General features: G+C 54.8%; 18 protein-coding genes and 1 pseudogene. 17 read left to right on the forward strand and 2 right to left on the reverse strand.

From position 1 onward, the window contains the following. From sufB to Q7F15_RS03535, 8 genes are all read left to right on the forward strand, one after another. Positions 1 to 1,398: a Fe-S cluster assembly protein SufB gene (gene sufB, locus Q7F15_RS03500; protein WP_171566861.1), complete on the forward strand. Its 1,398-nt coding sequence runs from the start codon at positions 1 to 3 to the stop codon at positions 1,396 to 1,398. Positions 1,399 to 1,640: 242 nt separating this feature from the next. Beyond that, positions 1,641 to 2,465 carry a MerR family transcriptional regulator gene (locus Q7F15_RS03505; protein ID WP_304415111.1) on the forward strand — a complete coding sequence of 275 codons (825 nt, stop codon included), beginning with the start codon at positions 1,641 to 1,643 and terminating at the stop codon, positions 2,463 to 2,465. Between the two features lie 16 nt (positions 2,466 to 2,481). Beyond that, entirely contained in the window at positions 2,482 to 4,251 is a 1,770-nt protein-coding gene (locus tag Q7F15_RS03510; RefSeq protein WP_304415112.1) for a CocE/NonD family hydrolase, read from the forward strand. Positions 4,252 to 4,419: 168 nt separating this feature from the next. Next, complete coding sequence (locus tag Q7F15_RS03515) at positions 4,420 to 5,268, forward strand: N-acetylmuramoyl-L-alanine amidase (protein ID WP_304415113.1); 849 nt, start codon at positions 4,420 to 4,422, stop codon at positions 5,266 to 5,268. An 833-nt stretch (positions 5,269 to 6,101) separates the two neighbouring features. Then, positions 6,102 to 6,422 (forward strand): hypothetical protein, encoded by a 321-nt coding sequence (locus Q7F15_RS03520; protein ID WP_304415114.1) that lies wholly within the window; start codon positions 6,102 to 6,104, stop codon positions 6,420 to 6,422. Between the two features lie 725 nt (positions 6,423 to 7,147). Then, positions 7,148 to 7,684 carry a suppressor of fused domain protein gene (locus tag Q7F15_RS03525; protein WP_304415115.1) on the forward strand — a complete coding sequence of 179 codons (537 nt, stop codon included), beginning with the start codon at positions 7,148 to 7,150 and terminating at the stop codon, positions 7,682 to 7,684. A 15-nt stretch (positions 7,685 to 7,699) separates the two neighbouring features. After that, on the forward strand, positions 7,700 to 8,161 hold the full coding sequence (locus Q7F15_RS03530; protein ID WP_230077374.1) for an NUDIX domain-containing protein: 462 nt from the start codon (positions 7,700 to 7,702) through the stop codon (positions 8,159 to 8,161). Between the two features lie 365 nt (positions 8,162 to 8,526). Then, positions 8,527 to 9,600 carry a M42 family metallopeptidase gene (locus tag Q7F15_RS03535; RefSeq protein ID WP_376717849.1) on the forward strand — a complete coding sequence of 358 codons (1,074 nt, stop codon included), beginning with the start codon at positions 8,527 to 8,529 and terminating at the stop codon, positions 9,598 to 9,600. Between the two features lie 41 nt (positions 9,601 to 9,641). Here Q7F15_RS03535 and Q7F15_RS03540 read toward each other — a convergent pair whose 3' ends face one another. Continuing rightward, the gene (locus tag Q7F15_RS03540; protein ID WP_171566875.1) at positions 9,642 to 10,580 is read right to left on the reverse strand and encodes a DMT family transporter; all 939 of its coding nucleotides are present in this window, start codon (positions 10,578 to 10,580) and stop codon (positions 9,642 to 9,644) included. 154 nt (positions 10,581 to 10,734) lie between these two features. On the opposite strand from Q7F15_RS03540, the gene Q7F15_RS03545 reads away from it, so the two are divergent. The 7 genes from Q7F15_RS03545 to Q7F15_RS03575 all read left to right on the forward strand — a co-directional run bounded on the left by Q7F15_RS03545 (position 10,735) and on the right by Q7F15_RS03575 (position 19,024). Continuing rightward, positions 10,735 to 12,192: an aminotransferase-like domain-containing protein gene (locus Q7F15_RS03545; protein WP_304415117.1), complete on the forward strand. Its 1,458-nt coding sequence runs from the start codon at positions 10,735 to 10,737 to the stop codon at positions 12,190 to 12,192. An 80-nt stretch (positions 12,193 to 12,272) separates the two neighbouring features. Continuing rightward, the gene (locus Q7F15_RS03550; protein WP_171566877.1) at positions 12,273 to 12,812 is read left to right on the forward strand and encodes an NfeD family membrane protein; all 540 of its coding nucleotides are present in this window, start codon (positions 12,273 to 12,275) and stop codon (positions 12,810 to 12,812) included. After that, positions 12,812 to 14,383, forward strand: coding sequence for a flotillin lipid rafts scaffold protein FloT (gene floT / locus Q7F15_RS03555; protein ID WP_253264314.1), 1,572 nt, complete (start codon positions 12,812 to 12,814; stop codon positions 14,381 to 14,383). The genes Q7F15_RS03550 and floT overlap by 1 nt, the downstream gene beginning before the upstream one ends. A gap of 670 nt (positions 14,384 to 15,053) precedes the next feature. Further along, a complete protein-coding gene (locus Q7F15_RS03560) occupies positions 15,054 to 16,664 on the forward strand; it encodes a spore germination protein (protein WP_304415118.1) in 1,611 nt (536 codons plus the stop codon). A 34-nt stretch (positions 16,665 to 16,698) separates the two neighbouring features. Next, positions 16,699 to 17,829, forward strand: a complete 1,131-nt coding sequence (locus Q7F15_RS03565) for a GerAB/ArcD/ProY family transporter (protein ID WP_304415119.1) — start codon at positions 16,699 to 16,701, stop codon at positions 17,827 to 17,829. Beyond that, positions 17,826 to 18,671, forward strand: a complete 846-nt coding sequence (locus Q7F15_RS20635; RefSeq protein ID WP_304415120.1) for a Ger(x)C family spore germination protein — start codon at positions 17,826 to 17,828, stop codon at positions 18,669 to 18,671. The genes Q7F15_RS03565 and Q7F15_RS20635 overlap by 4 nt, the downstream gene beginning before the upstream one ends. Continuing rightward, entirely contained in the window at positions 18,656 to 19,024 is a 369-nt protein-coding gene (locus Q7F15_RS03575; protein ID WP_304415121.1) for a Ger(x)C family spore germination C-terminal domain-containing protein, read from the forward strand. Before Q7F15_RS20635 ends, Q7F15_RS03575 begins: the two co-directional genes overlap by 16 nt. 31 nt (positions 19,025 to 19,055) lie before the next feature. Here the strand turns inward: Q7F15_RS03575 and Q7F15_RS03580 are convergent, their stop codons facing one another. Further along, complete coding sequence (locus tag Q7F15_RS03580; RefSeq protein WP_171566882.1) at positions 19,056 to 19,547, reverse strand: M67 family metallopeptidase; 492 nt, start codon at positions 19,545 to 19,547, stop codon at positions 19,056 to 19,058. A gap of 248 nt (positions 19,548 to 19,795) precedes the next feature. Between Q7F15_RS03580 and Q7F15_RS03585 the strand changes: the two genes are divergently transcribed. Next, positions 19,796 to 20,647, forward strand: coding sequence for a DUF72 domain-containing protein (locus tag Q7F15_RS03585; RefSeq protein WP_171566883.1), 852 nt, complete (start codon positions 19,796 to 19,798; stop codon positions 20,645 to 20,647). A 22-nt stretch (positions 20,648 to 20,669) separates the two neighbouring features. Further along, positions 20,670 to 21,493: pseudogene (locus tag Q7F15_RS03590) on the forward strand (sulfite exporter TauE/SafE family protein). The last annotated feature ends 20 nt before the right edge of the window (positions 21,494 to 21,513 follow it).

Consider the following 21,513-nt stretch of genomic DNA (forward strand, 5'->3'; position numbering starts at 1 on the left):
ATGGCGAAGAAAGCCCCTGAATTGCAGGAATACCAGTACGGCTTTCACGACAAGGACGTCTCCGTCTTCCGGACGAAAAAGGGCTTGACCCGCGAGATCGTAGAGGAAATCTCCCGGATCAAGGGCGAACCGGAGTGGATGCTCGAATTCCGTCTGAAAGCACTGGACATCTTTTTGAAATTGCCGATGCCGAAGTGGGGCGGCAACCTGGATGACCTCAACTTCGACGACATCACGTACTACGTCAAGCCGTCCGAAAAGACCGGACGCAGTTGGGACGAAGTGCCGGAAGAAATCAAGGCGACCTTTGATAAGCTGGGCATTCCGGAAGCGGAGCAGAAGTTCCTCGCCGGCGTCTCCGCCCAGTACGAATCCGAGGTTGTCTACCACAACATGCAGGAAGACCTGGAAAAGCTGGGTGTGCTCTTCTGTGACATGGACTCCGCAGTGAAGCTCTACCCGGACATCGTCAAGGAGTACTTTGCCACCGTCATTCCGCCGGCGGACAACAAGTTCGCGGCGCTCAACTCGGCAGTATGGTCCGGCGGCTCCTTCATCTACGTGCCGAAGGGCGTGAAGGTGGAGACCCCGCTGCAGGCGTACTTCCGCATCAACTCGGAAAACATGGGGCAGTTTGAGCGCACGCTGATCATCGTGGATGAGGACGCCTTTGTGCACTACGTAGAAGGCTGTACCGCTCCGATCTACAGCACCGACTCGCTGCACTCGGCCGTGGTGGAAATCATCGTGAAAGAGCGCGCCCGCTGCCGTTACACGACCATCCAAAACTGGTCCAACAACGTCTACAACCTCGTGACCAAGCGCGCTGTCGCATACGCGGACGCGACGATGGAGTGGATCGACGGCAACATCGGCTCCAAGCTGACGATGAAATACCCGGCGGTAATCATGAAAGGACCGCGCGCCAAAGGGACCGTTCTCTCCATCGCGGTGGCGGGGAAAGGACAGCATCAAGACGCTGGCGCGAAAATGGTTCACCTGGCGCCGGACTGCACGTCTACGATCATTTCCAAGTCTATTTCCCGCGACGGCGGCAAAGTGACCTACCGAGGTCTGGCCCAGTTTGGCCGCAAGTCGGACGGCTCCAAGTCCAACATCAAATGCGACACGCTGATTCTGGATAAACTGTCCACGTCCGACACGATCCCGTACAACGAGATCATGAACGACAACATCACCCTGGAGCACGAAGCGACCGTCTCCAAGGTGTCCGAAGACCAGCTCTTCTACCTGATGAGCCGCGGTCTGACTGAAGCAGAAGCGACCGAGATGATCGTCATGGGCTTCATCGAGCCGTTCACCAAGGAACTGCCGATGGAGTACGCGGTAGAAATGAACAGATTGATTAAGTTCGAGATGGAAGGTTCTATCGGATAATCCTTAATCCTTCCTGGTAATGTTTTACGTACGTGTTCGCAGTGACTTTGACACTTGCATGTCCGAGTCGCTCGGACACGTATTTTATTTGGGCATTTATGATTTTATGGTGGAATCCAGCCATTGACGAACATTCATTTGTTGCAAACTGACGTTTTCTGTCGGTTGGCAACATTTTTTATTGCTTGACTTTCCACTTGGATGGAAGGTTTATAATTCGAGTACGGAAAGGAGTGAACCCCATGTTTAAAATCAGCGAGTTCTCAAAATTAAGCCAGGTGCCTGCTAAAACGCTGCGGTTTTATGATCAAATTGATCTTTTAAAACCTGCCTACACGGATCAGCAAAGCGGTTACCGTTACTACAAGAGCGAACAGCTGCTTGATCTGCACCGAATTCTGGCGTTTAAGGACCTCGGTTTTACACTTGAACAAATCAAACAGCTTCTGAATGATAACGTATCTACTGCGGAAATTCGAGGAATGCTTCGACTCAAGCAGGCGGAACTTCACTCGCTGATTCAGTCGGAAATGGAGCGTTTACGACGTATTGAGGTGAGACTGGAACAAATTGAACGGAAAAGTGACAGTCTTTCTCATTGTGAGGTTGTAGTTAAGAAGGTTGAGCCCTTAATGGTTGCAACGCTGAAAGAAACCACAAGCAGGGCAAATATTCCCGGGTTATTCGAAGAAATCGATGAATATTTAAAATGGAATGGAATTCCGCTTCCTGTCCCCCATATCGTGATGTGGCATGGTTGTCCGGAATGTGAAAGCAGCATCGATCTGGAAATAGCTTGCCCAATCCCGCGCAAGCTTCAGGACACAGCTCGTTTTCGGACGATGGAGCTGCCGGAATTGACCGTTGCGGCGGTGACCCATATAAGCCGTCCAGACATGGATACGCCAGTGAGCATTGATCTGGGATCTTGGATTGAGGAGAACGGCTACCAGATCAGCCCGGAAATGCCAAGCAGAGAGATTTATTTATCGCCTCAAGAAGGTAACAAATTGTGGTATGTGACCGAGAGTCAGATGCCCATTTTGCGAGCAGGGTTCATGCAATGAAAAAGGAGTGCTCGATATGTCAGAACAATTGGAAAACCAGATGATTGCAGAATTTGATGTTCCCGTTGAGATGCGAGACGGAATCGTGTTGCGCGCTAATATTTATCGGCCCAATCAGGAAGGAAAATGGCCCGTTCTGCTCCATCGCCATCCTTATAATAAAGATACTCCCCCCATTTCTTTTGGATTGTATGATATTTCCCGTGCAGTTCGGCAGGGATATGTGGTCATCGTTCAGGATACAAGGGGGAGATTCGCTTCTGAGGGAGAATGGGAGCTGATTTCGACCAGTAAACAAGAAGCTTCTGATACCTTTGAGACCATTCAATGGGCAAGCACGCTTCCTTACAGCAACGGTAAAGTTGGCATGTTTGGTGAATCTTATTCCGCATTTGTACAGTGGGCAGGCATGCTGAAGAATCCACGTGTACTCAAAGCAGCGACTCCTTCTTTTTCCTGGAGCGATCCCTTTGATGGATTCATGTACCGGGGAGGAGCGCTTGAACTCGGCTTTTTGTCCTATTGGCAATTAGGAATGTATCTGGACACGCTCTCAAGACGTTATGCGGATGAGCAAGAACGAGCTGATGCTTTGGCGCAGTTAGTTTCAGATATTGATCAACTAAAAACGGAGATGAAAACACTGCCATTGAAACAGTTTGCTCCCTTTGCCCGAAATAAAGTGGCTCCCTTCATTCTTGAACATGTTGAGCGCGGCATGGATCAAGATTATGTGGATGCGTTATCGTTGAAGGGGAAATATGACAAATTCACAGTCCCTGCACTCAACATTGCAGGTTGGTACGATATATTTTTGCAAGGAACCATAGAAAATTTTCTTAAAATGCGTAACAAAGGCGGCAGTCCGGAAGCTCGGCAGAGCAAATTAGTCATCGGGCCATGGATGCATTTGGATCACAGTCATCAAGCTGGCGAAATAAATTTTGGATTGGCTGCAAACTACGCTGTCGCGGATATGGCCGGACTCCAGTTGCGATGGTTTGATCATTTCGTAAAAGGAAAGGACACCGGTATCATCAATGAAGCGCCTGTCAAGATATTTGTGATGGGCGAGAATGTTTGGCGCGATGAATATGAATGGCCGCTTGCCCGGACAAATTATACGTCGTACTACTTGCACAGCCAGGGACATGCGAATACGCTTCACGGCGATGGCGTGCTTAGTACAATCATGCCAGATCAAGAGCCAGCCGATCATTATACGTATGATCCGTTGAATCCGGTCATAACGAAAGGCGGAGCGATCATGATGCCTCCCGATTTCAGCAGCGGTGCATTTGATCAGAGAGAGATTGAATTACGCAATGACGTATTGGTTTATACAACCCCCGTATTAGAAAATGATGTAGAAGTTACGGGACCGGTTAAAGTGAAACTGTGGGCAAGTTCAAGTGCCGTAGATACAGATTTTGTCGCACGATTGGTAGATGTTCATCCCGACGGGTATGCACAAAATCTAACAGACGGCATTATCCGTGCCCGTTATCGGAATGCTGCCAAAGGAGAGGCTCCAAGCTTAATCGAGCCTGGAAAAGCTTATTTATATGAAATCGATTTATGGTCAACAAGCAATGTATTCAAAAAAGGACATCGAATCCGCCTGGATATAACGAGCAGTAATTTTCCGCGTTGGGACCGAAATCCCAATACCGGAAGACAATTCGGTGAGGATCGGGCTGAGGATGTTGTGATCGCGCGGCAAACCGTCTTTCATGATGCCGAACATCCTTCTTGCATTATTCTGCCGATCATACCAAGAAGATGAAACCGAAACATTACATCCATGATGAAATCCGTATATTTTTTATGCGGATTCTTTTTTTATTTCCACGCACATACTGCACTGCATGAGCGGAATTACTGCATGGAACGGATGCGAATAATCGAACAGTACAAGCTTTGTGAATACGATAATCGGAGGGGGTGAAAACGTGTGACAACACCCATTTTGATTATCGACCCCGGTCACGGCGGGACTGATCCGGGCGCAATGGGGAACGGTCTAAGGGAGAAGGACCTCACCTTGCAGATCAGCACCTACCAAAGTGCACGGTTCCACGCGTTGGGTATTCCTGTTGTGCTCACCCGAACAACAGATACGTCCCTCACGCCGTCACAACGCACGAAGCTGGTACGAGACAGCGGTGCCACCTACTGTATTTCCAACCATATTAACTCCGGTGGGGGAGAGGGGGTTGAGGCGATCTACTCCATTTTCGCAAAAGATACCCTTCCCAAACTGCTTGCCCAAGCTGTTGCAGATTGTGGTCAGAAAATTCGTAAAATATACACCAAGGTGGGACCTGGGGGGAAAGATTATTTTTTCATGCACCGGGATACTGGAAAAGTGGAAACGATTATCCTGGAATATGGATTTATTGACCATCCCGTCGATGCAAAAAAGCTAAGAGATAACTGGAAAACTTACGCAGAAGCAGTGGTTAAGGCCTTTTGCGGTTACATCGGAGTGCCCTACATTCCACCTGCAAAGCCTGTGGAAAAGGTGTCCATCGAATTAAACGGCAGTCTCCTGCCGGTTCAGGGTTATCTGCGTGACGGCGTATCGTGGCTTCCGATCCGGGCCGTGGCCGAGGCAGTCGGCGCCACAGTGGAGTGGAATGCAACCACCAGGCAGGTTAAGGTGAACGGCCAAGACCTGACGGAGAGCATCGAAAACGGAACAGCGTATGCCCCTGCGCGGGAGTTGGCTGCCATCCTCGCGTTGGACGTTGAGTGGGAACAGGCGACGAAAACCGTGAAGATGAAGAAAAGGAGTGCGTGACAGAAAAGACGGGAAAGCTTGCGGTAATTTACTGGCCTGTCGGGTGCCGTCAAGCTGGCGTTAGAGTCGTTGGGGGCGGGAAACCACCCCTCCACGTCGTCAAGCCTGCCTTATCATTGGAAACATTATTTTATGATTCTATGCATTTTCATTGTTTCTATAATTTGGTATAATAATTTTCGGCATGTTTATCGGCAAATTTGTAAGTTTAATAAAATTATACTATAGCACTTGAGTCGGGAGCGAATGTCATTACAGGTGTAACCTGGCAATGCAGACTTACATTGATCGTCGTGCATTGTTCAATCCGGATCATGTCCGTGAGACAGCGTTGAAAATGCAGCGTAAGGTAAACTTTCTTTCTTCTTTGATTTACAGTGCCAACCATCGCGCGGAGTTTGAATTTCCGTTTGTCGAACAATACATGCGCTAGTGTTTTACACTAGCTTTGGGGAATAAACCGTGGCGACGAGGTTTATTCTCCAAAGCTGGTGTAAAGCCAGCTCAAGGTATGTGGTGTCGGAAGCCGCCTGCTGTTGAGCGTGTCAACAGATAGATACCGTACAGTCGAAAATTTTTTAAGAGGGCGACCGGTTGACGACTAGACGGATTAACGTGTTACGCCAGGACACTTTACGGACAAAACTTTTTTGCTAACACAGATTCCCGGCCCCATACCTTGATCTTACAGTAAGATTATTGCTGCCTGCCTTGAACGTTACCCCGTTGATACTCCAGAAGGCGCTCCTTTATTTTGCAAATCGCTGCTCCATTTGGCAGGGCTCACACATCGGTTTGACTGGAAACATTGCTGCAAATAGAGAGGTGGAAAAATGAATTGGGAGACTCTTCCTGATTGGTTTTGGGTAATTTATTACTTAATTTTATCAACAACATTAGTGACTGCAATATTTGGTGTTATACGAAAGAAAATGACAAGGTTGTCCATTTTAGCCATTATGTTTGCTGTAACAGTTCCATTCATTGCTTTGATAAACAGTATTGGAAGGGCAGAAGGATTGAATGAATTTGAACATTTAATTCGTCAATTACAACAAGGGGCAATTTGGTCTATATATGCAATTATAGGTTATTTGTTTTTAATTGTATGGTGGGTATTGTTCCTGCTACATAGCAAGACAAAAAATAAGTGAAAGTTCGGTGATTCTGCGGCCGGAGGATGAAGACCTTTGGCTTGATCGCAAGCGGTTTGATCCTGAACTGTTGCGGTATGATGCAGGCCGGATGCGAGGTTATCCGGTGTGCTGTTGGGAGCCCCCAATATCCCGATTGGTTACGCTATAAATCAGCTTTATTAAAATATGCTAAATATGAATTTGAAAAGATAAATCATTGAAACAATGCCAATTAAATCAAATAAATGGTATTTTAATGGTTTTGGCGGATGCTTTTCAAAAAAGTGCTTAAGGATTAAAAAACCAACGATAGCCATTACGGTATGAATAAATTCGCTCATGATTGAGTGCACATCCTTACATTCGGGCATATGGACGAATCCGCGAAATGCCTGGTTTTCCTTATTTTACAATATAACAATCGATTTTGGGCGGGTTGAACATTTCGTTCAAGCAGAAAATTCATGATCTTTCCGGGGGAGTGCAGCAGCGGGTTGCCTGGATGCTTCCTGAGGAGCCTCTCCCATACAGACAAATTGCCCCCAACGAGCAGATGCGCTGCTGGTATGGGGTTTCTTTTTTGTTGGAGGGTTGCCGCCTGATGGATGATGGATAGTGAGGGGCGGATGCGCGATTTTCTCCCCGCTCGGCATGGCAAATGGCGCATTTCTTTCTATATACTAGAATTAGCGAATACACTGGACCGCGGGGATGCTGACATAACTGTGAATGGAGACGTACATATGCAAGTCGTAACCCAACTGCTTCATCATTATAATCACGCGTTTGGCAGCCGGGGAGAACTGTATCAATCCGAAGAGGCGGATGTGCTGATCGCCGTCTATCCGGCTACGCGCAAACGGGGTTGGTGGACCTACGCGACGCTGGAACTGCATCAAACGGGAGGAACGGAGTGCGTGTTCTATTCCTACCGGTTCACCCCTGCGATGGTCACCCACCTCGGACACGTGGCCGGACAGGTGGCCCGGCTGTGGCGCGAACAGGGAAGGCGGCTTGGGGACGGGGACGTCTTTTTGCTCCGGGAACCCATTGCCGAGGGCTCCTGCCTGCGTTGGGCGCTGGCCACGCCCCCTTATTTTGAAGCGGACGGCTTTGAGCTGTTTACCAATGGGAGCGATGTGGTTCGGATGATGATGCTGCACGCCATCTCCGAATCGGAGGCCGCTTTTGTAACGAACGAAGGACTTGACGCACTGGAGAGACGCTTTGCGGAGACCGGAGTCAATTCTCTGGATGTGACGCGTCCCCCTGTCTTATAAAAGGGAGCGAGCGGAATGAAAGCAATTCGTATGCGGGTCACCGTCGTGGTGGAACACCAGGGCGCGATTTTGTTGATCAGGGAAAAAAGCGACGGAAAGCCCTGTTACAGCTTGCCCGGCGGCAGCGTGGAGTTTCTGGAGACCATTCCGGAGGCGGTGCGGCGCGAGGTATGGGAAGAGACTGGCCTATTGGTGGAGTTTGAGCGGATGCTCTGGGTGGATGAACGGATTGATACCGCCGGTGAAGGCAAGCACACGATTGGCATCGGTGTACTGGCCCGGTTGGTCGGGGAGGAGACGGCGCCTATCCCCGGCGGGCTGGACGACGAAGAGATTGACTGGGCCGGGTGGGTGCCGGTGGAGGAGTTTTGCACGTGTCCGGAGTACAATCCGCTGCGTCGCGAGCAGGTGATCCAGGCGCTGACGAAAACGGGGTACATCCCCGGCTACATCGGCAGCCATTCCCAACAGGAATGAAGCGGTGCCAGGTTTACCAATCCGGGGGTGAGGGGTTCTGCATGTTTTCTCAGATACTTGATCGGATCCTTGATTCTGTTTTAGTCTGGGTTCCTCTGCTGATTATGTTTTCTCCGTTTCTATTTAGATTTTGGTTTGAACGAAAAGAGAAATATGAAAAATGAGTAATGGATACGAGCCCTTTCCGAAACCGGGAAGGGTTTTTTTGTCGGAATCAGCAGTTGGACCGGAATGAACCTCCGCACGACAGGGTGACAATAGGAGGGAAACACGTGTCGGTAAACATGGCGGCTGACCAAATGGGGAAGTCAACGACTATGAGGTGCCAAAAGGAGGTATGGGTTTTGGAGAAGGATTTGCTGCTGATGAAGGAACTGACGGAGACGGCCGGGCCGCCCGGATTTGAGGTGCGCATCCACGAGGTGATGCGAAAACACCTGGCCGATCTGCAAGCGGAGCTGATTACCGACAACTTGGGCAGCATCGTCGGGAAAAAAGGGGATTCGGGACCAAAAATCCTGTTGGCGGCGCATCTTGACGAAGTGGCGTTTCTGATTACGCACATCACCGATGACGGGTTTTTGCGGTTTCTGCCGCTCGGTGGCTGGTGGGGACACGTGATGCTGGCCCAACGGGTGAAAGTGCTGACCGGCGCAGGTGACCTGACCGGGGTGATTGGTTCCAAAGCGCCTCACGTCCTTTCCCTGGAAGAGCGCAGGAACGTGCTGGAGATCGACAACATGTTCATCGACATCGGAGCGTCCAGCCGGGAGGAGGCGGAGAAATTCGGCGTCCAGGTGGGGGACCCGGCGGTTCCCGTGTGTCCGTTTGAAGTCCTCCCCAACCCCAAACTGCTGCTGGCAAAAGCATGGGACAACCGGGCAGGCTGTTATCTCGCGCTGAAAGTAATGGAGCAGATTCAACAGGAAAACCTGTCCAATACCGTATACGCCGGCGCCACCGTTCAGGAGGAAGTGGGACTTCGCGGCGCCGAGACGCTGGCGCACAAGATATCGCCGGACATCGCGTTTGCACTGGATGTCGGCGTGGCCGGGGATACGCCGGGCATGGCCCAAAAGGACGGGCGGACCCGATTGGGCAAAGGGCCGCTGTTGGGATTTTTGGATCGAACGATGATTCCCCATCTGAAGCTCAGAAACTTCGTCATCGAGACGGCGCGGGAACACAACATCCCGTTTCAGATCGACGTGATGCCGGGCGGCGGCACCGACGCCGGAAAGATTCACACCGCTTACAACGGCATCCCCTCCATGGTGATCGGCGTGCCGGCCCGCTACATTCACAGCCACGTCTCCGTCGTCCACCGGGATGATTTGGACCATGCGGTAAAACTCCTCGTCGCCCTTCTGAAGAAACTGGATGCAGCGGCGGTCCAGTCGATCAAGGGCTTGGGACCAAATGACCCGGCCAGACAATGATGGACGCGAGCAAACCGTTTTCGTTTTTGCTGCGATCTCATTCACGACCGCTCGATGCGCATGACAGCGGCACGGCGTCCCTGGGCTACGGCGGCTACGACGATGACGGCAGCGGCGATAGCCCCCAGCGTGATGGATTCGCCTAACAGCAGGGCAGAAGCGGCAATCGTGAAAAACGGCTGGAGGTACTGCGTCTGGCCGACACGAGCCACGCCCCCAACAGCCAGGCCGTGATACCAGGCGAAGAAACCGAGATACTGGCTGACCACGCTGACATAGCCAAAACCCAGCCACGCACTCCATGAGGCGTTACGGAGTTCGGAGATGAGCGGGCCGGTCATGGTGACGACGAGGAGTGGCAAGGAAAAGACCAGTGCCCAACTGATCACCTGCCAGCTGCCCATCGTGCGCGCCAGCTGTCCGCCCACGGCGTAGCCAACGGCAGCGGCGAGCACGGCACCGAGCAGCGCCAGATCGGCCAGCTGCAGTCCGCCCAGTCCGGTGCCGGCTGCGTACGCCAGGATCGTCAGACAGGCCGCCGCGCTGGAGAGCCAATACCGCCGAGAAGGACGCTCCCCGGCGAAAAACGCAGCCATTCCCGCAGTCGCCAGCGGAAGCAGCGCCAGTACGATTGCGCCGTGGGTGGCCGGTACACGTTCCATCGCCCAGGCGGATAAAAACGGAAAGCCGCCGACCACTCCCGCGGCGACGATCAAAAGCTGCCTGGTTTCCTGCCAGGTTGGTACCCGCTCCCGCTTTAGCAGCAGCACCACTCCGGCCAGCACAGCGGCAACCAGCGCCCGCCCCAGCCCGACGGTGAGCGGAGAGAGGGAGGCCAAGGCTGCCTTGGTGGCCGGAAGCGTCAGGCTGAAGCTGAAGACGCCGAGCAGTCCCCAGGCCAGGCCCACACGTTCCTGCCGTTGAACTGAGGTTTCCCGTGACGAAGGTTGACGAATCCGGCTTCGGACTTGAATTTTCATGATGATCCCATCCTTTTCTCAGCATGCTCTGGCACTTTCCATGGTAGGGGAGGCTGCGTGAAAAGTCTTGAGCCAATTGGTCGCAGGGTTGATAGGCCAATTTGTCGAACGAGAGAACAAGAAACGAAACGAGGGCCACGGGAGGGAATGTGACATGGATTGGAAGCCGGACAAGCATGCGGAAATGCCGGTCTACAAGCAGATTGCAGCGCATCTGGAACATGAGATCGTCAGCGGGGCGCTGCCGCCGGGGGCTCCGCTGCCGCCAGAGCGGACGCTGGCCCGCCAGTACGGCGTCAATCGGGGGACGGTTTCGGCAGCTTACGAGGAGCTGCGCGCCGCCGGGTTGATCCAGTCCCTGCAGGGAAGCGGGACGTGGGTCAGCCGGCACCTGTGGGGCGTGCAAAAAGTGCCCAACTGGCACCAGTACACCACCGGCGGGGCGTTTTTGCCGGCGCTGCCGCTCGTCAGGCGAATCCGCGAAGCCGGGTGGAATCCGGCGATCATCAATCTGGCCAAGGCAGAACTGGCGACGGAAATGATCCCGACACTGGAGTTTGAGCGTTTGACCGGGGGGAAGATGGAGGCTATCGATTTGGGGTACGTCCATCCCAAAGGGGAGCCGCAGCTGCGCGAAGCCGTGTCTGCTCACCTGCGGACCCATTACGGGATTGCTGTCTCTTCCGAAGAGATCCTGATTACCTCGGGCGCTCAACAGGCGCTCCATCTCATTTCGCTCTGCCTGCTGGCCCCGGGCGATGCCATCGCCATGGAGGGACCCTCATACACTTATTCGCTGCCCTTGTTCGCGTCGGCGGGCCTTCGCCTCTACCAGCTTTCGATGGACGCGGATGGGGTGATTCCTGACGAGATGTGGACGCTGTACAAAAAACACCGGATTCGCATGGTGTTTCTCAACCCCACTTTTCACAATCCCACCGGCACCGTGCTGAGTGAAGCGCGTCGCCGGCAGCTGTTGACCGTCTGCCGCGAACTGCGGATTCCGGTGGTGGAGGACGACGCATACGGAGCGCTCGCTCTGGACGAGGACAAGCGTCCGCCGCTGCCGCTGAAGGCGCTGGACAGCGGCGATTCCGTCCTGTACGTCGGCAGTTTGTCCAAGACGATCGCGTCCGGACTCCGGATCGGCTGGCTGGTCGGGCCGCGTGCAGTCATCGAACGGCTGGCTGACGCCAAACAGCAGATGGACTACGGCACCAGCTCGGTATCGCAGCAGTTGGCCCGGCTGGCTCTGGAAGGCGGGCTGTGGGAGCGGCAGATGGAGCGGCTGCGTCCGTTTCTCACCGCCCAGCGGGACCGGATGCTGGCCGCACTGGATACGCACCTGAGGCAGGAGGCATCGTGGAACGTGCCGGCGGGCAGCTGCCACATCTGGTGCCGACTGAACACGCCCATTGACGGACTGGACCTGCTGGAGGCGGCGATCCAGGCCGGCGTGTTGATGACGCCTGGCGAGGTGTTTGGAGCGGAGCCCGGCTGGATGCGTTTGACGTATTCGTGGGAGAGCAGTGAGGCGTTGGAGGAGGGGATACGCAGGTTGGCGGAGGCGATCAAAAAGGCGGCACCGGTACGTTTGTCCCCCTGTCGGTGAAGAATCATGCCGAAAAATCGAAACATTTGGCCTATCCATTCGTATGAAAGAGGTGACAGGAATGGAAAGGGGTGACAAACATGGGCGTGATGGATACCGTCTACCTCATCTGCATCGTATTTGGCCTTGTCTATACGTTGACGACATTGTTTTTTGGCGATGCTGTCTCCGATTGGCTGGAACAGCTCCAGCTGCCGGTGCTGCAGCCCGTCCTGCTGGTCAGCGGGATTACCGCTTTTGGCGCTGCGGGCTTGCTCCTGACCCGTCTGACTTCCTTTTCCGCGTGGACGGTGCTCGGCTTGGCTGCTTTGGCGGGAGTGGCGTTGGCAGTTCTGGCGTATTTCGTCTGGGTGGAGCCGATGGCGAAGGCGGAGAACACGACAGGTTACTCGATGCAGCAGCTCGTCGGCCAAATTGGCGAAGTATGGACATCGATCCCCTCGGGCGGTCTGGGAGAAGTGCTGATTGTCATGGTGGCCGGCACTACCCACCACATGGCTGCCAGCGTAGATGGTGAACCGATCCGGGAAGGGACGCGAGTCGTGGTGGTAGAGGTGCGTGACCACGTTTTGTATGTCACACCATTTCCCCAATTTGACGAAAAGGAGGCCATGCTTTGATGGAATCGACCATTCTTGTCACCGTCGCTGTCGTTGTCGGCGTCTTCGTGGTGCTGGGCATCGCTTTTTGGGCCCGGTACAAGACCGTGGGCGCAGATGAGGCGATGATCGTGACCGGCAGCTTTTTGGGCACCAAAAACGTGCTCAGCGATGAATCCGGCCGCAAGATGAAAATCGTCCGGGGCGGAGGCGCCTTCATCCTGCCGATTTTCCAGCAGGCCAACTTCCTCAGCCTGCTGTCCCACAAGCTGGACGTCTCCACACCGGAAGTGTACACCGAGCAGGGTGTTCCGGTGATGGCAGACGGTGTCGCCATTATCAAGGTAGGCGGGTCGATTGAGGACATTGCCACAGCCGCCGAGCAGTTCATGGGCAAGTCGGACGACGCGCTGAAAGCGGAGGCACAGGAAGTCCTGGAAGGCTACCTGCGCGCCATCCTGGGAAGCATGACGGTGGAGGAGATTTACAAAAACCGGGAGCGCTTTGCCCAGGAGGTGCAGGCGGTCGCCGCCAAGGATCTGAAAAAGATGGGGCTTGCCGTGGTCAGCTTCACGATCAAGGATGTGCGCGACAAAAACGGCTACCTGGCGGCGCTGGGGATTCCGCAGATTGCGGCCGTCAAGCGGGATGCCATGATTTCTCAGGCAGAAGCGGACAAGGAAGCGCGCATTCGCCAGGCCCAGGCGGAAGAAGAGGCGCGCAAGGCGGAACTGCTGAAAGAGACGAACATCGCCGAGGCCGAGAAGGACAAGGAACTGAAGATCGCCGCTTTCAAGCAGGAGCAGGACAAGGCGAGAGCCGTCGCCGACCAGGCCTACAAGCTGCAGGAAGCCGTCGCGAAGCAAAAGGTGACGGAAGAGGAGATGAAAATCGACCTCGTCCGCAAGCAAAAGCAAATCGAGCTGGAGGAAAAGGAAATCCTGCGCCGCGAGCGGCAGTACGACGCCGAAGTGAAGAAAAAGGCAGACGCCGAACGATATGCCGTGGAACAGGCGGCGGAAGCGGAGAAGGCAAAGAAAATCCGCGAAGCCGACGCGCTGAAGTATCGGATCGAGGCAGAAGCAAAAGCGCTGGCTGAACAGAAGCGGCTGGAAGGTCTGGCCATCGCCGAGGCGGAAAAGGCACGAGGCAGCGCCGAGGCGGAGGTTACCCGCCTGAAACTGGAAGCGGAGGCGGAAGGGAAGGAGAAATTGGCCGAAGCGTTCGAAAAGTTCGGACAGGCAGCCGTGCTGGACATCATCGCCAAGATGCTGCCTGAATTGGCTGCGAAGGTGGCCGAGCCGATGAAAGCGATTGACAAGGTGACGATCATCGACACCGGCGGCGGGCAGGGCGACGGTGTGAATCGGCTGAGCGGCAACGTGACCAAGCTGATGGCCCAACTTCCGGAAATGTTGAAGGACGTCTCCGGACTGGACATGAACAAAATGATCGCCAGCTTTATGCAGCCGTCCCAACCGGAGGCCCCGCCCGTGACGCAGCCGGCGGCTCAGCAGGCTGCGGCCGCGGCCGAGCCGCTCCCGACTGCGGACCAAGCCCAACGTCCGTCAAGTTCCGCAGCGGAACAATAGACCAGACTCTCCCTTGACAGGGTTGGGACATTTTCAATACGTTCATCGGATTACGTACATCACAAGCAGGTTTCCCTCGCAGGAGGAAGGCTGTTCAGCATGTAGACAACGTCCGTGGCGCATGGGTGATCGGGCTCGCTCGCTCTCTTGACGCCCAGCATAGAAGTGGATGTTGTCCGCTCCAAAACGGGACGCGGGCAGGGGGCAAACATCCGGGTGTTTTCGACGAGGTGAGACTTGTGCCCCCTGTTTTTCCCCGCGTCTTTCGTTTTTCCGCTGAGCAGGTCGTCAAAGGAGCTCGCTTGGCCCATCCCTCCATGCGATGTACGTTGTCTTCAGCTTCGGTTGATGAATGTACAGGCCTTTCGGCCTGACAACGATGGATAGATCGTTTCCTTGCGGAACCTCGACGAAACAGTACAGTTTGTCTTCGGTCTGAAGCAGGTTTCCCTCGCAGGTGGGAAGCCTGCTTTTGTTAGCAGGTCGGCAAAGGTGCCATCCCTCCAAGCATCATGCTTTACTCCAACTTTGTTTATCAACGTGCAGGCCCCGTAATGGGAATCGAAGCAGCATGCATAAATCCCGGAGATTTTATTCATAATTGGACCGCATTTCGCCAACACTATAGAGGCTTGAAGGGAATGAATGGAAGGAAAGGTTTGAACCCCCTATGAAGTTCAACCTGTTTTGGCGCAAATCGGTGGATAGATCGAAACGGTTCCTGTTACGCGAGACACAAGCGGTGAACACAATCGAGAAGACGCCCCTTCACGCGTCGCTGGTTAAAAACGCGGAGGTGCTGACGGAGCGGCTCGGCCGCAACAGTGATTTTGCCGCCTGCCACTTCACGTGTATGAACAGGAATGTCAGCCTGTTCTTTCTGTACAGCCTGGCTGATTCCGACCGCCTGAACCGGCAGGTGATCGTTCCCCTCCAGCAGAGAGCGGGCATGTTCCCGACTGCTGTGGAGACGTCTTTGGCCGAGGACGAGGAAAAAAGCCTGATCGTGTTTATCCAGGAGAACATCATATCCGCAAGTGACATACTGCGGGTAGAGGACTGGCAGGCCGCGATTGAGCAGATCCTGCACGGCAAAGCGCTGCTGCTGGTGGACGGTGAGACAGCCGGGTTGGCTGTTGGAGTCAAGAAGGAAAACGGCCGGAGCATCGAGCCGCCGGAAACGGAACAAAGCGTCATTGGACCGAAAGACAGCTTTGTGGAAACGCTCAACACCAATATCGGCCTGGTTCGCCAGCGCCTGCGCGACCCGTATCTGCGGGTGGAATCCGTCGTGGTGGGAAGACGGACGAAGCAGGAAACAGCCGTATTGTACCTCGCGGACGTGGCCAATCCGCGCATCGTGGAAGAAGTAAGGCGGCGTCTTTCCTGCATCGAAACAGACAGCCTGATCGGCCAGATGCAGCTTCAGGAATACCTGGAGAACAATTCGTTCTCCCTGTTTCCCCAACTGCGCCCCACCGAACGGCCCGACGTCACCTGCTCCTATCTGATCGAGGGAAATGTGGCGGTCATGGTCGAGGGGGCGTCGCACGTGCTGCTTCTGCCGATCACGTTCTTTCAACTGCTGGAAACCGTCGACGATTACTACACCAGTTGGCAGTACGCCACGCTGATCCGCTTCGTGCGGATGATCGCCCTGTTTTTCAGCATCACGACGCCCGGGCTGTACCTGTCGCTGGTCGCGTACAACCCGGAGCTGATTCCCACCCGGCTGCTCATCTCCATGGACGCCGCTCGGGTCAAGGTGGCGTTTCCCTTTCTGGTGGAAATTTTCATCATGGAACTGATGATCGAGATTTTGCGCGAAGCTGGTGTCAAGCTGCCCAAACCGGTTGGGCAGGCGGTCAGCATCATCGGCGGGCTTGTGATTGGGGAAGCGGCTGTGAACGCCAATCTGGTCAGTCCCGTGACGGTCGTCATCGTCGCGTTGACCGCGATCTCCTCCTTCACGGCGCCTGTGTATTATCTCGGCATCACGTACCGGATCCTGCGTTTCTTCCTGCTGATCTGCAGCAGTTTATTGGGGACCTACGGATTCATCCTGGGCCTGCTCTTCATCCATGCCCATGTGGCCAGGCTGGTTTCGTTCGGGGTTCCCTATCTGGCGCCGCTTTCGCCGCTGCGTTTGCGCGACTGGGCGGATATGCTGATTCGCATTCCGATGAAAAAGCTGCATACGCGTCCAGCATTTCTGAAAACGCGCAAGCCAAAAAAGGGAGAGAACACCCCGATGATGCGCCCCGACAAGCGGAACACGTGAAGGCAACATCTCCTCATGAAAGGAATGATCACGCGTGCAAGGACTGGAACAGCGTCCCGCGATTAGTCCGACTCAACTTTTCATGTTAGCATTCGGCCTTATTGTGGGGGTGGGGTTCCTCATCATGCCCAGAGGCGCGATGGAGAAAGCCCGGGAAGATGCATGGCTGACTGTCATCCTGGCGGGAATGTGCGCCATCCTGTCGCTGTGGTTGATCACCCGGGTGGCCCGCATGTTTCCGCATGATACTGTGTTTGATTACAATACCAAGCTGTTTGGAAGCATTATCGGCAGCTTGTTCAACATCCTGTGGGGCTTGTACTTCCTGTTCTTTACCGTGACCGGCATTCGTGTCATGGCGGAAGTGGTGAGGGACGAAATGCTGCCGTTTACGCCGGTGGAAGCGATTATTGGTGCGATGCTGCTGGTAATCATATACCCGGCGTGGAACGGGCTGATGCCCATTATCCGCATGTTCGAATCGGGATTGCCTTTCACGCTGTTGTTGATTGTCATGTTTTTTCTGTTGGCCTATCTGCACGCCGACTGGGCCGAACTGCGCATTCCGTTCCAGGAGGGCGTCACTCCCATCATTTCGGCTCTCCCCCAGACGATTTATTCGTACCTCGGCTTTGAAGTGTTGTTTTTGTACTATCCGTTCGTCACCCACAAGGATAAGGCTTTCGCCAGCACATCGTTTGCGATCGTCGCGGTGGGATTGTTTTACGCCTTTCTCGTATTGGGAACGCTGGTGACCCTTGGTCCGGATGTTACCATGTCCCAGACCTTTCCCGTCGTGACCATGGCAAAGACAATCGAGGTGGTGCGCCAGTTTGTGGAGCGGGCCGAATTGTTGCTGATTATCCTGTGGCTTCCGCTCGCGTACACCACCCATCTCGGCTTCTTTTTCAGCAGTGCGTTTTCGTTCCATCGCACGTATCCGCGACTGAAGCTGCGGTGGTGGATGGTGATCTTGCTGCCGCTGGTCTTCATCTTGTCGCTGATTCCCGACAATTTTATCGACATGCAGACGTGGTCGGACAAGGTCGGCCTTGTGGGATTGTTTTTGACGATTCCGTACCCGTTGATCATGCTGGTGTGCATAGCCGTGCGGCGCAGGCTGGGGCATTTCCCTCCTCCCCGCAAGGACGGTGATGTGACATGACAAAACGGCGGCGAAATTGGTTTGCAGCCGTCACGGTTATCCTTTTGATCGGTCTTTTGCTTGCCGGATGCTGGGATTACCGGGAGCTGGAGAAGCGTGCAGTCATTGTCGGCATCGGCGTTGACGAACTGCCCCCGCTCACTGAAAAGGGCAAACAGCTGCGGATGTACCAGATTCTCGTACAGGTAGTCGAGCCGGCAGGAGCAGGGGGAAATCTGGGCTCGAGCGGCGGTACGGAGGCAACCAGCCGGAAAGCCTACACCAACATTGTCGTCACCTCGCCGTCGTTTGCAAACGCAATCGAACGGACCGTGGCCCTCAGTGATCGCATCCCCAATATGGCCCACCTGCAGCTGATCGGGGTGGGGGAAACGATGGCGAAAAACGGCATCAACGAGCTGTACGACTTCTTGACCCGCCTGCCCCAGATGCGCCGCCACACGGAAATCGTCGTGCTGGATGGTCCAATTAGCCGGTTCTTTACCACGCAGAGCATTTCTCAACCCACTCCGGCGCTGCACATCTCGGAGATGGCGGCAAATGTCCAGCAGACGCTGGTTATGCCCGATTCCAACCTGGGGGAAGTTTCAAAAAGCGTTCGGGGAAAAATGCCGTTCATCCTGATAAAAGCGAGTTTGGACGATTCCAATAAAATCAGCATGAGACATGCAGCCGTATTTACGGATCAAAAAATGGTAGGCACCCTGACAACGGACGAAATGCAGTTGCTGTCCCTGCTGCGGAATGAAATTGAACGGGGGCTATTGTCCTTCCCGTGCTCTGCAGGCAAAAGAACATCGTTTCAGATCCTGGGGGGAGAAGCAAATTGGAACCTGTCATGAAAAATGGCCGGCCGCATCTCACGTTTGAGCTCTTTCTCGAAACGGAGATGATCGAATACCAATGTCTGGGCGCTTCCTTTGACAAACAGGAACAGATCCGAAAGGCTGAACGATTGTACGGCGCCGAGTTGAAAAAACGATTGATCACGACGGCCAACAAGCTGAAAGACAAGTACAAAGTGGACGTGTTCCGGCTGACCACCCGGTTGAAGAACTATCCGGACCTGTACAAGGCGATTCGGAACGACCCCAAAACCTTTATAGAACAGATGGTCGTCGATGTAAACGTCAAGCTGAGGATCCGGACGATCGGCAGTTCGCTCGAAACCCCGAGTCTTCAAGAGAAGCCGTGATCACCTGCTCGCATCAGGCGTGGCTCGCTATTCAATCACTGCGCGGCGGCATGTCGCCTGTGGACCCGACGCTTTCGGCAATGTCCGCAAGCGTGTAAGGGCGCTCGACAAAACGACCGTCTGACCACTGGTACAGCCGCAGGTCGGGCATTCCCCCCGCAAAGCTGAGAATCCAATAGGCCAGCTGGGGATAGTGCCAGCCGATTTGATCCGCTTTAGAGGGAACGGGCGGGCTCGTCGGATGGCTGTGCAGGATGCCGACCCACTGCACGCCTGCCTTCCGCACGCTGGCAAGCGCCTGAAAAAAGGAAGGGGCGTCCCACGAAAACGAGTTTCTGCCGTGGCTGGATGAGCGCATCGGCAAATAACCGGTTACCATGGAGCCGTGTCCTGTCAGCAGCGCGGAATACTCATACGGCAGCGCCTCCTGTGCTTCGGCCAGGAGGCGTTTGGCTGTGTGCCGGTCAAAAGACAAACCTTGGTTTTGACTCGCAAAAGGACGGCCGATCAGATCGTCGTACATGCGGCTTTCCTCCGTCTAGGAATGTGGCGAAATTTGCAGGAGCAAACATGACTCGATACGATGATTGTACCATGGGCCGTCTGGCGGGCAACCGGGGAGGCATTCGCCACTTTTCGCTCCAGGCATAGTTTGGTATGCTTAATCGCAAAGGGGTCCCGCCATGAATGTAGATGAATGTACAGGCAGGGGCCGGTTACGCAGACAGTTGGTCATTTCTTCCCTCCATTGGGGTTGGAGGTTTGTGTTGAATGAATTCGATCCAAGTGGGAGTGTGCGGCTGGGGAGACCACTACGACTTGTATCCCCCGGGGACGCGCAGCCGGGACAAGCTGTCCGTCTATGCAGGCCATTTCCCCATCGTGGAACTGGACAGTTCTTTTTATGCCATATTGCCGCAGCGCAATTACGAGACATGGGTGCGTGAAACACCGGACTGCTTTGGCTTCATCGTCAAGCCGCACCAGGCAATGACCGGCCACCAACGAAGTGAAGCGCCCCTGGATCGGCGGGAACTGTTTCGCCAGTTTGAGGAGAGCATCCAGCCGCTGGTGGCGGCGGGCAAGCTGAAAGCGCTGCTGTTTCAATATCCCCCCTGGTTTGACTGTACACGGGAGCACGTGCAGTATGTCCAGGCCTGCCGACAGGCGCTGGATACGTATCCGTTTGCCGTGGAATTCCGCCACCGCAGTTGGTTTGAGCCGCGCTACCGTGAAAAGACTCTGGATTTTCTCAGAACCATCGGGGCGGTCCACGTCATCTGCGACGAGCCGCAGGCGGGCAGCAGTTGCGTTCCTGTCGTCGTCGCCGTGACCGATCCCAAGCTGGTGCTGATCCGCTTTCACGGGCGTAACGTCTCCGGCTGGAACAATCCGGGCGAGGGGCAAAACTGGCGGGATGTCCGCTATCTCTATCAGTACAGCGAAGCGGAACTGGCGGAATGGGTGCCGCGCGTTCAGGAAGTGGCCCGGGAGGCAGCCGAGGTGTGCATCCTGTTTAACAACAACTCGGGAGGGCACGCGGCCGGCAACGCCAAGCAGTTCATGGAGATGCTGGATGTCCGGCCGACGGGTCTGAATCCGCGTCAACTGGAGCTGTTCTAACAGTACGAAAGAAGGTTTGCAGATGGTTTTCGCTATGGCAGCTTTGTTTCTCGTCGTGGGACTGGGGGCCGGAATGATAGGCAGCATCGCCGGATTGGGCGGCGGGATGTTTTTTGTGCCGGCGCTGCTTTACTTTGCCAACGCCTACGAACCGGGCTCCGTCAGCCCGCAGGTGGCGGCGGGCACGTCTCTGTTGGTCATCGGAGTGACTGCGCTCTCGTCGTCGATTTCTTACATCAGGCAGAAAAAGGCGGACGTGCAGACTGCCCTGCTCTTTTTTTGGGCAGCGCCCCTGGTGCTGTCGCAGGCGTGTACCTGAATACACTACTTCCAGTAAAGACGTTTTCACTGTTGTTCGGACTGTTTCAATTTGGCATGTTTGCCCTGATGATGGTCAAGGACAAAATCAAGCCGCGGAACCTGTCATGGGATGTAAAGCGCCGCTTCGTCGATCCCGACGGCGTCGAGTACGAGTACGGGTACAAGCGGTGGGCAGCCGTGACAGTCGCCTTTATGGTCGGCGTTGTCTCGTCGCTGTTTGGCGTGGGCGGGGGCCTGCTGATGGTGCCGGCGATGATCGTGTTGTTCCGCTTTCCGCCGCACATTGCGACCGCCACGTCGATGCTGGTTATTCTGTTCTCCGCCGCTGTTGGTTCCGCGACCAACATCCTGCATGATCACGTGCACTGGCTGTACGCCGCCATGTTGGCGCCGGGGGCCTGGATTGGCGGCAATCTGGGGGCGGCCGTGGCCGCTCGCTTGAAAGGGAAAACGATTGTGCTGCTGCTAAGGGTTCTGATCCTGGCAGTGGGAATCCAGATGATTGGCGATGCGATCTGGAAGTAGTAGCGAGAGGGAGGGGAGAG

Origin of the sequence: Brevibacillus aydinogluensis, from assembly GCF_961514395.1 — a bacterium.
Lineage (GTDB): Bacteria > Bacillota > Bacilli > Brevibacillales > Brevibacillaceae > Brevibacillus > Brevibacillus aydinogluensis.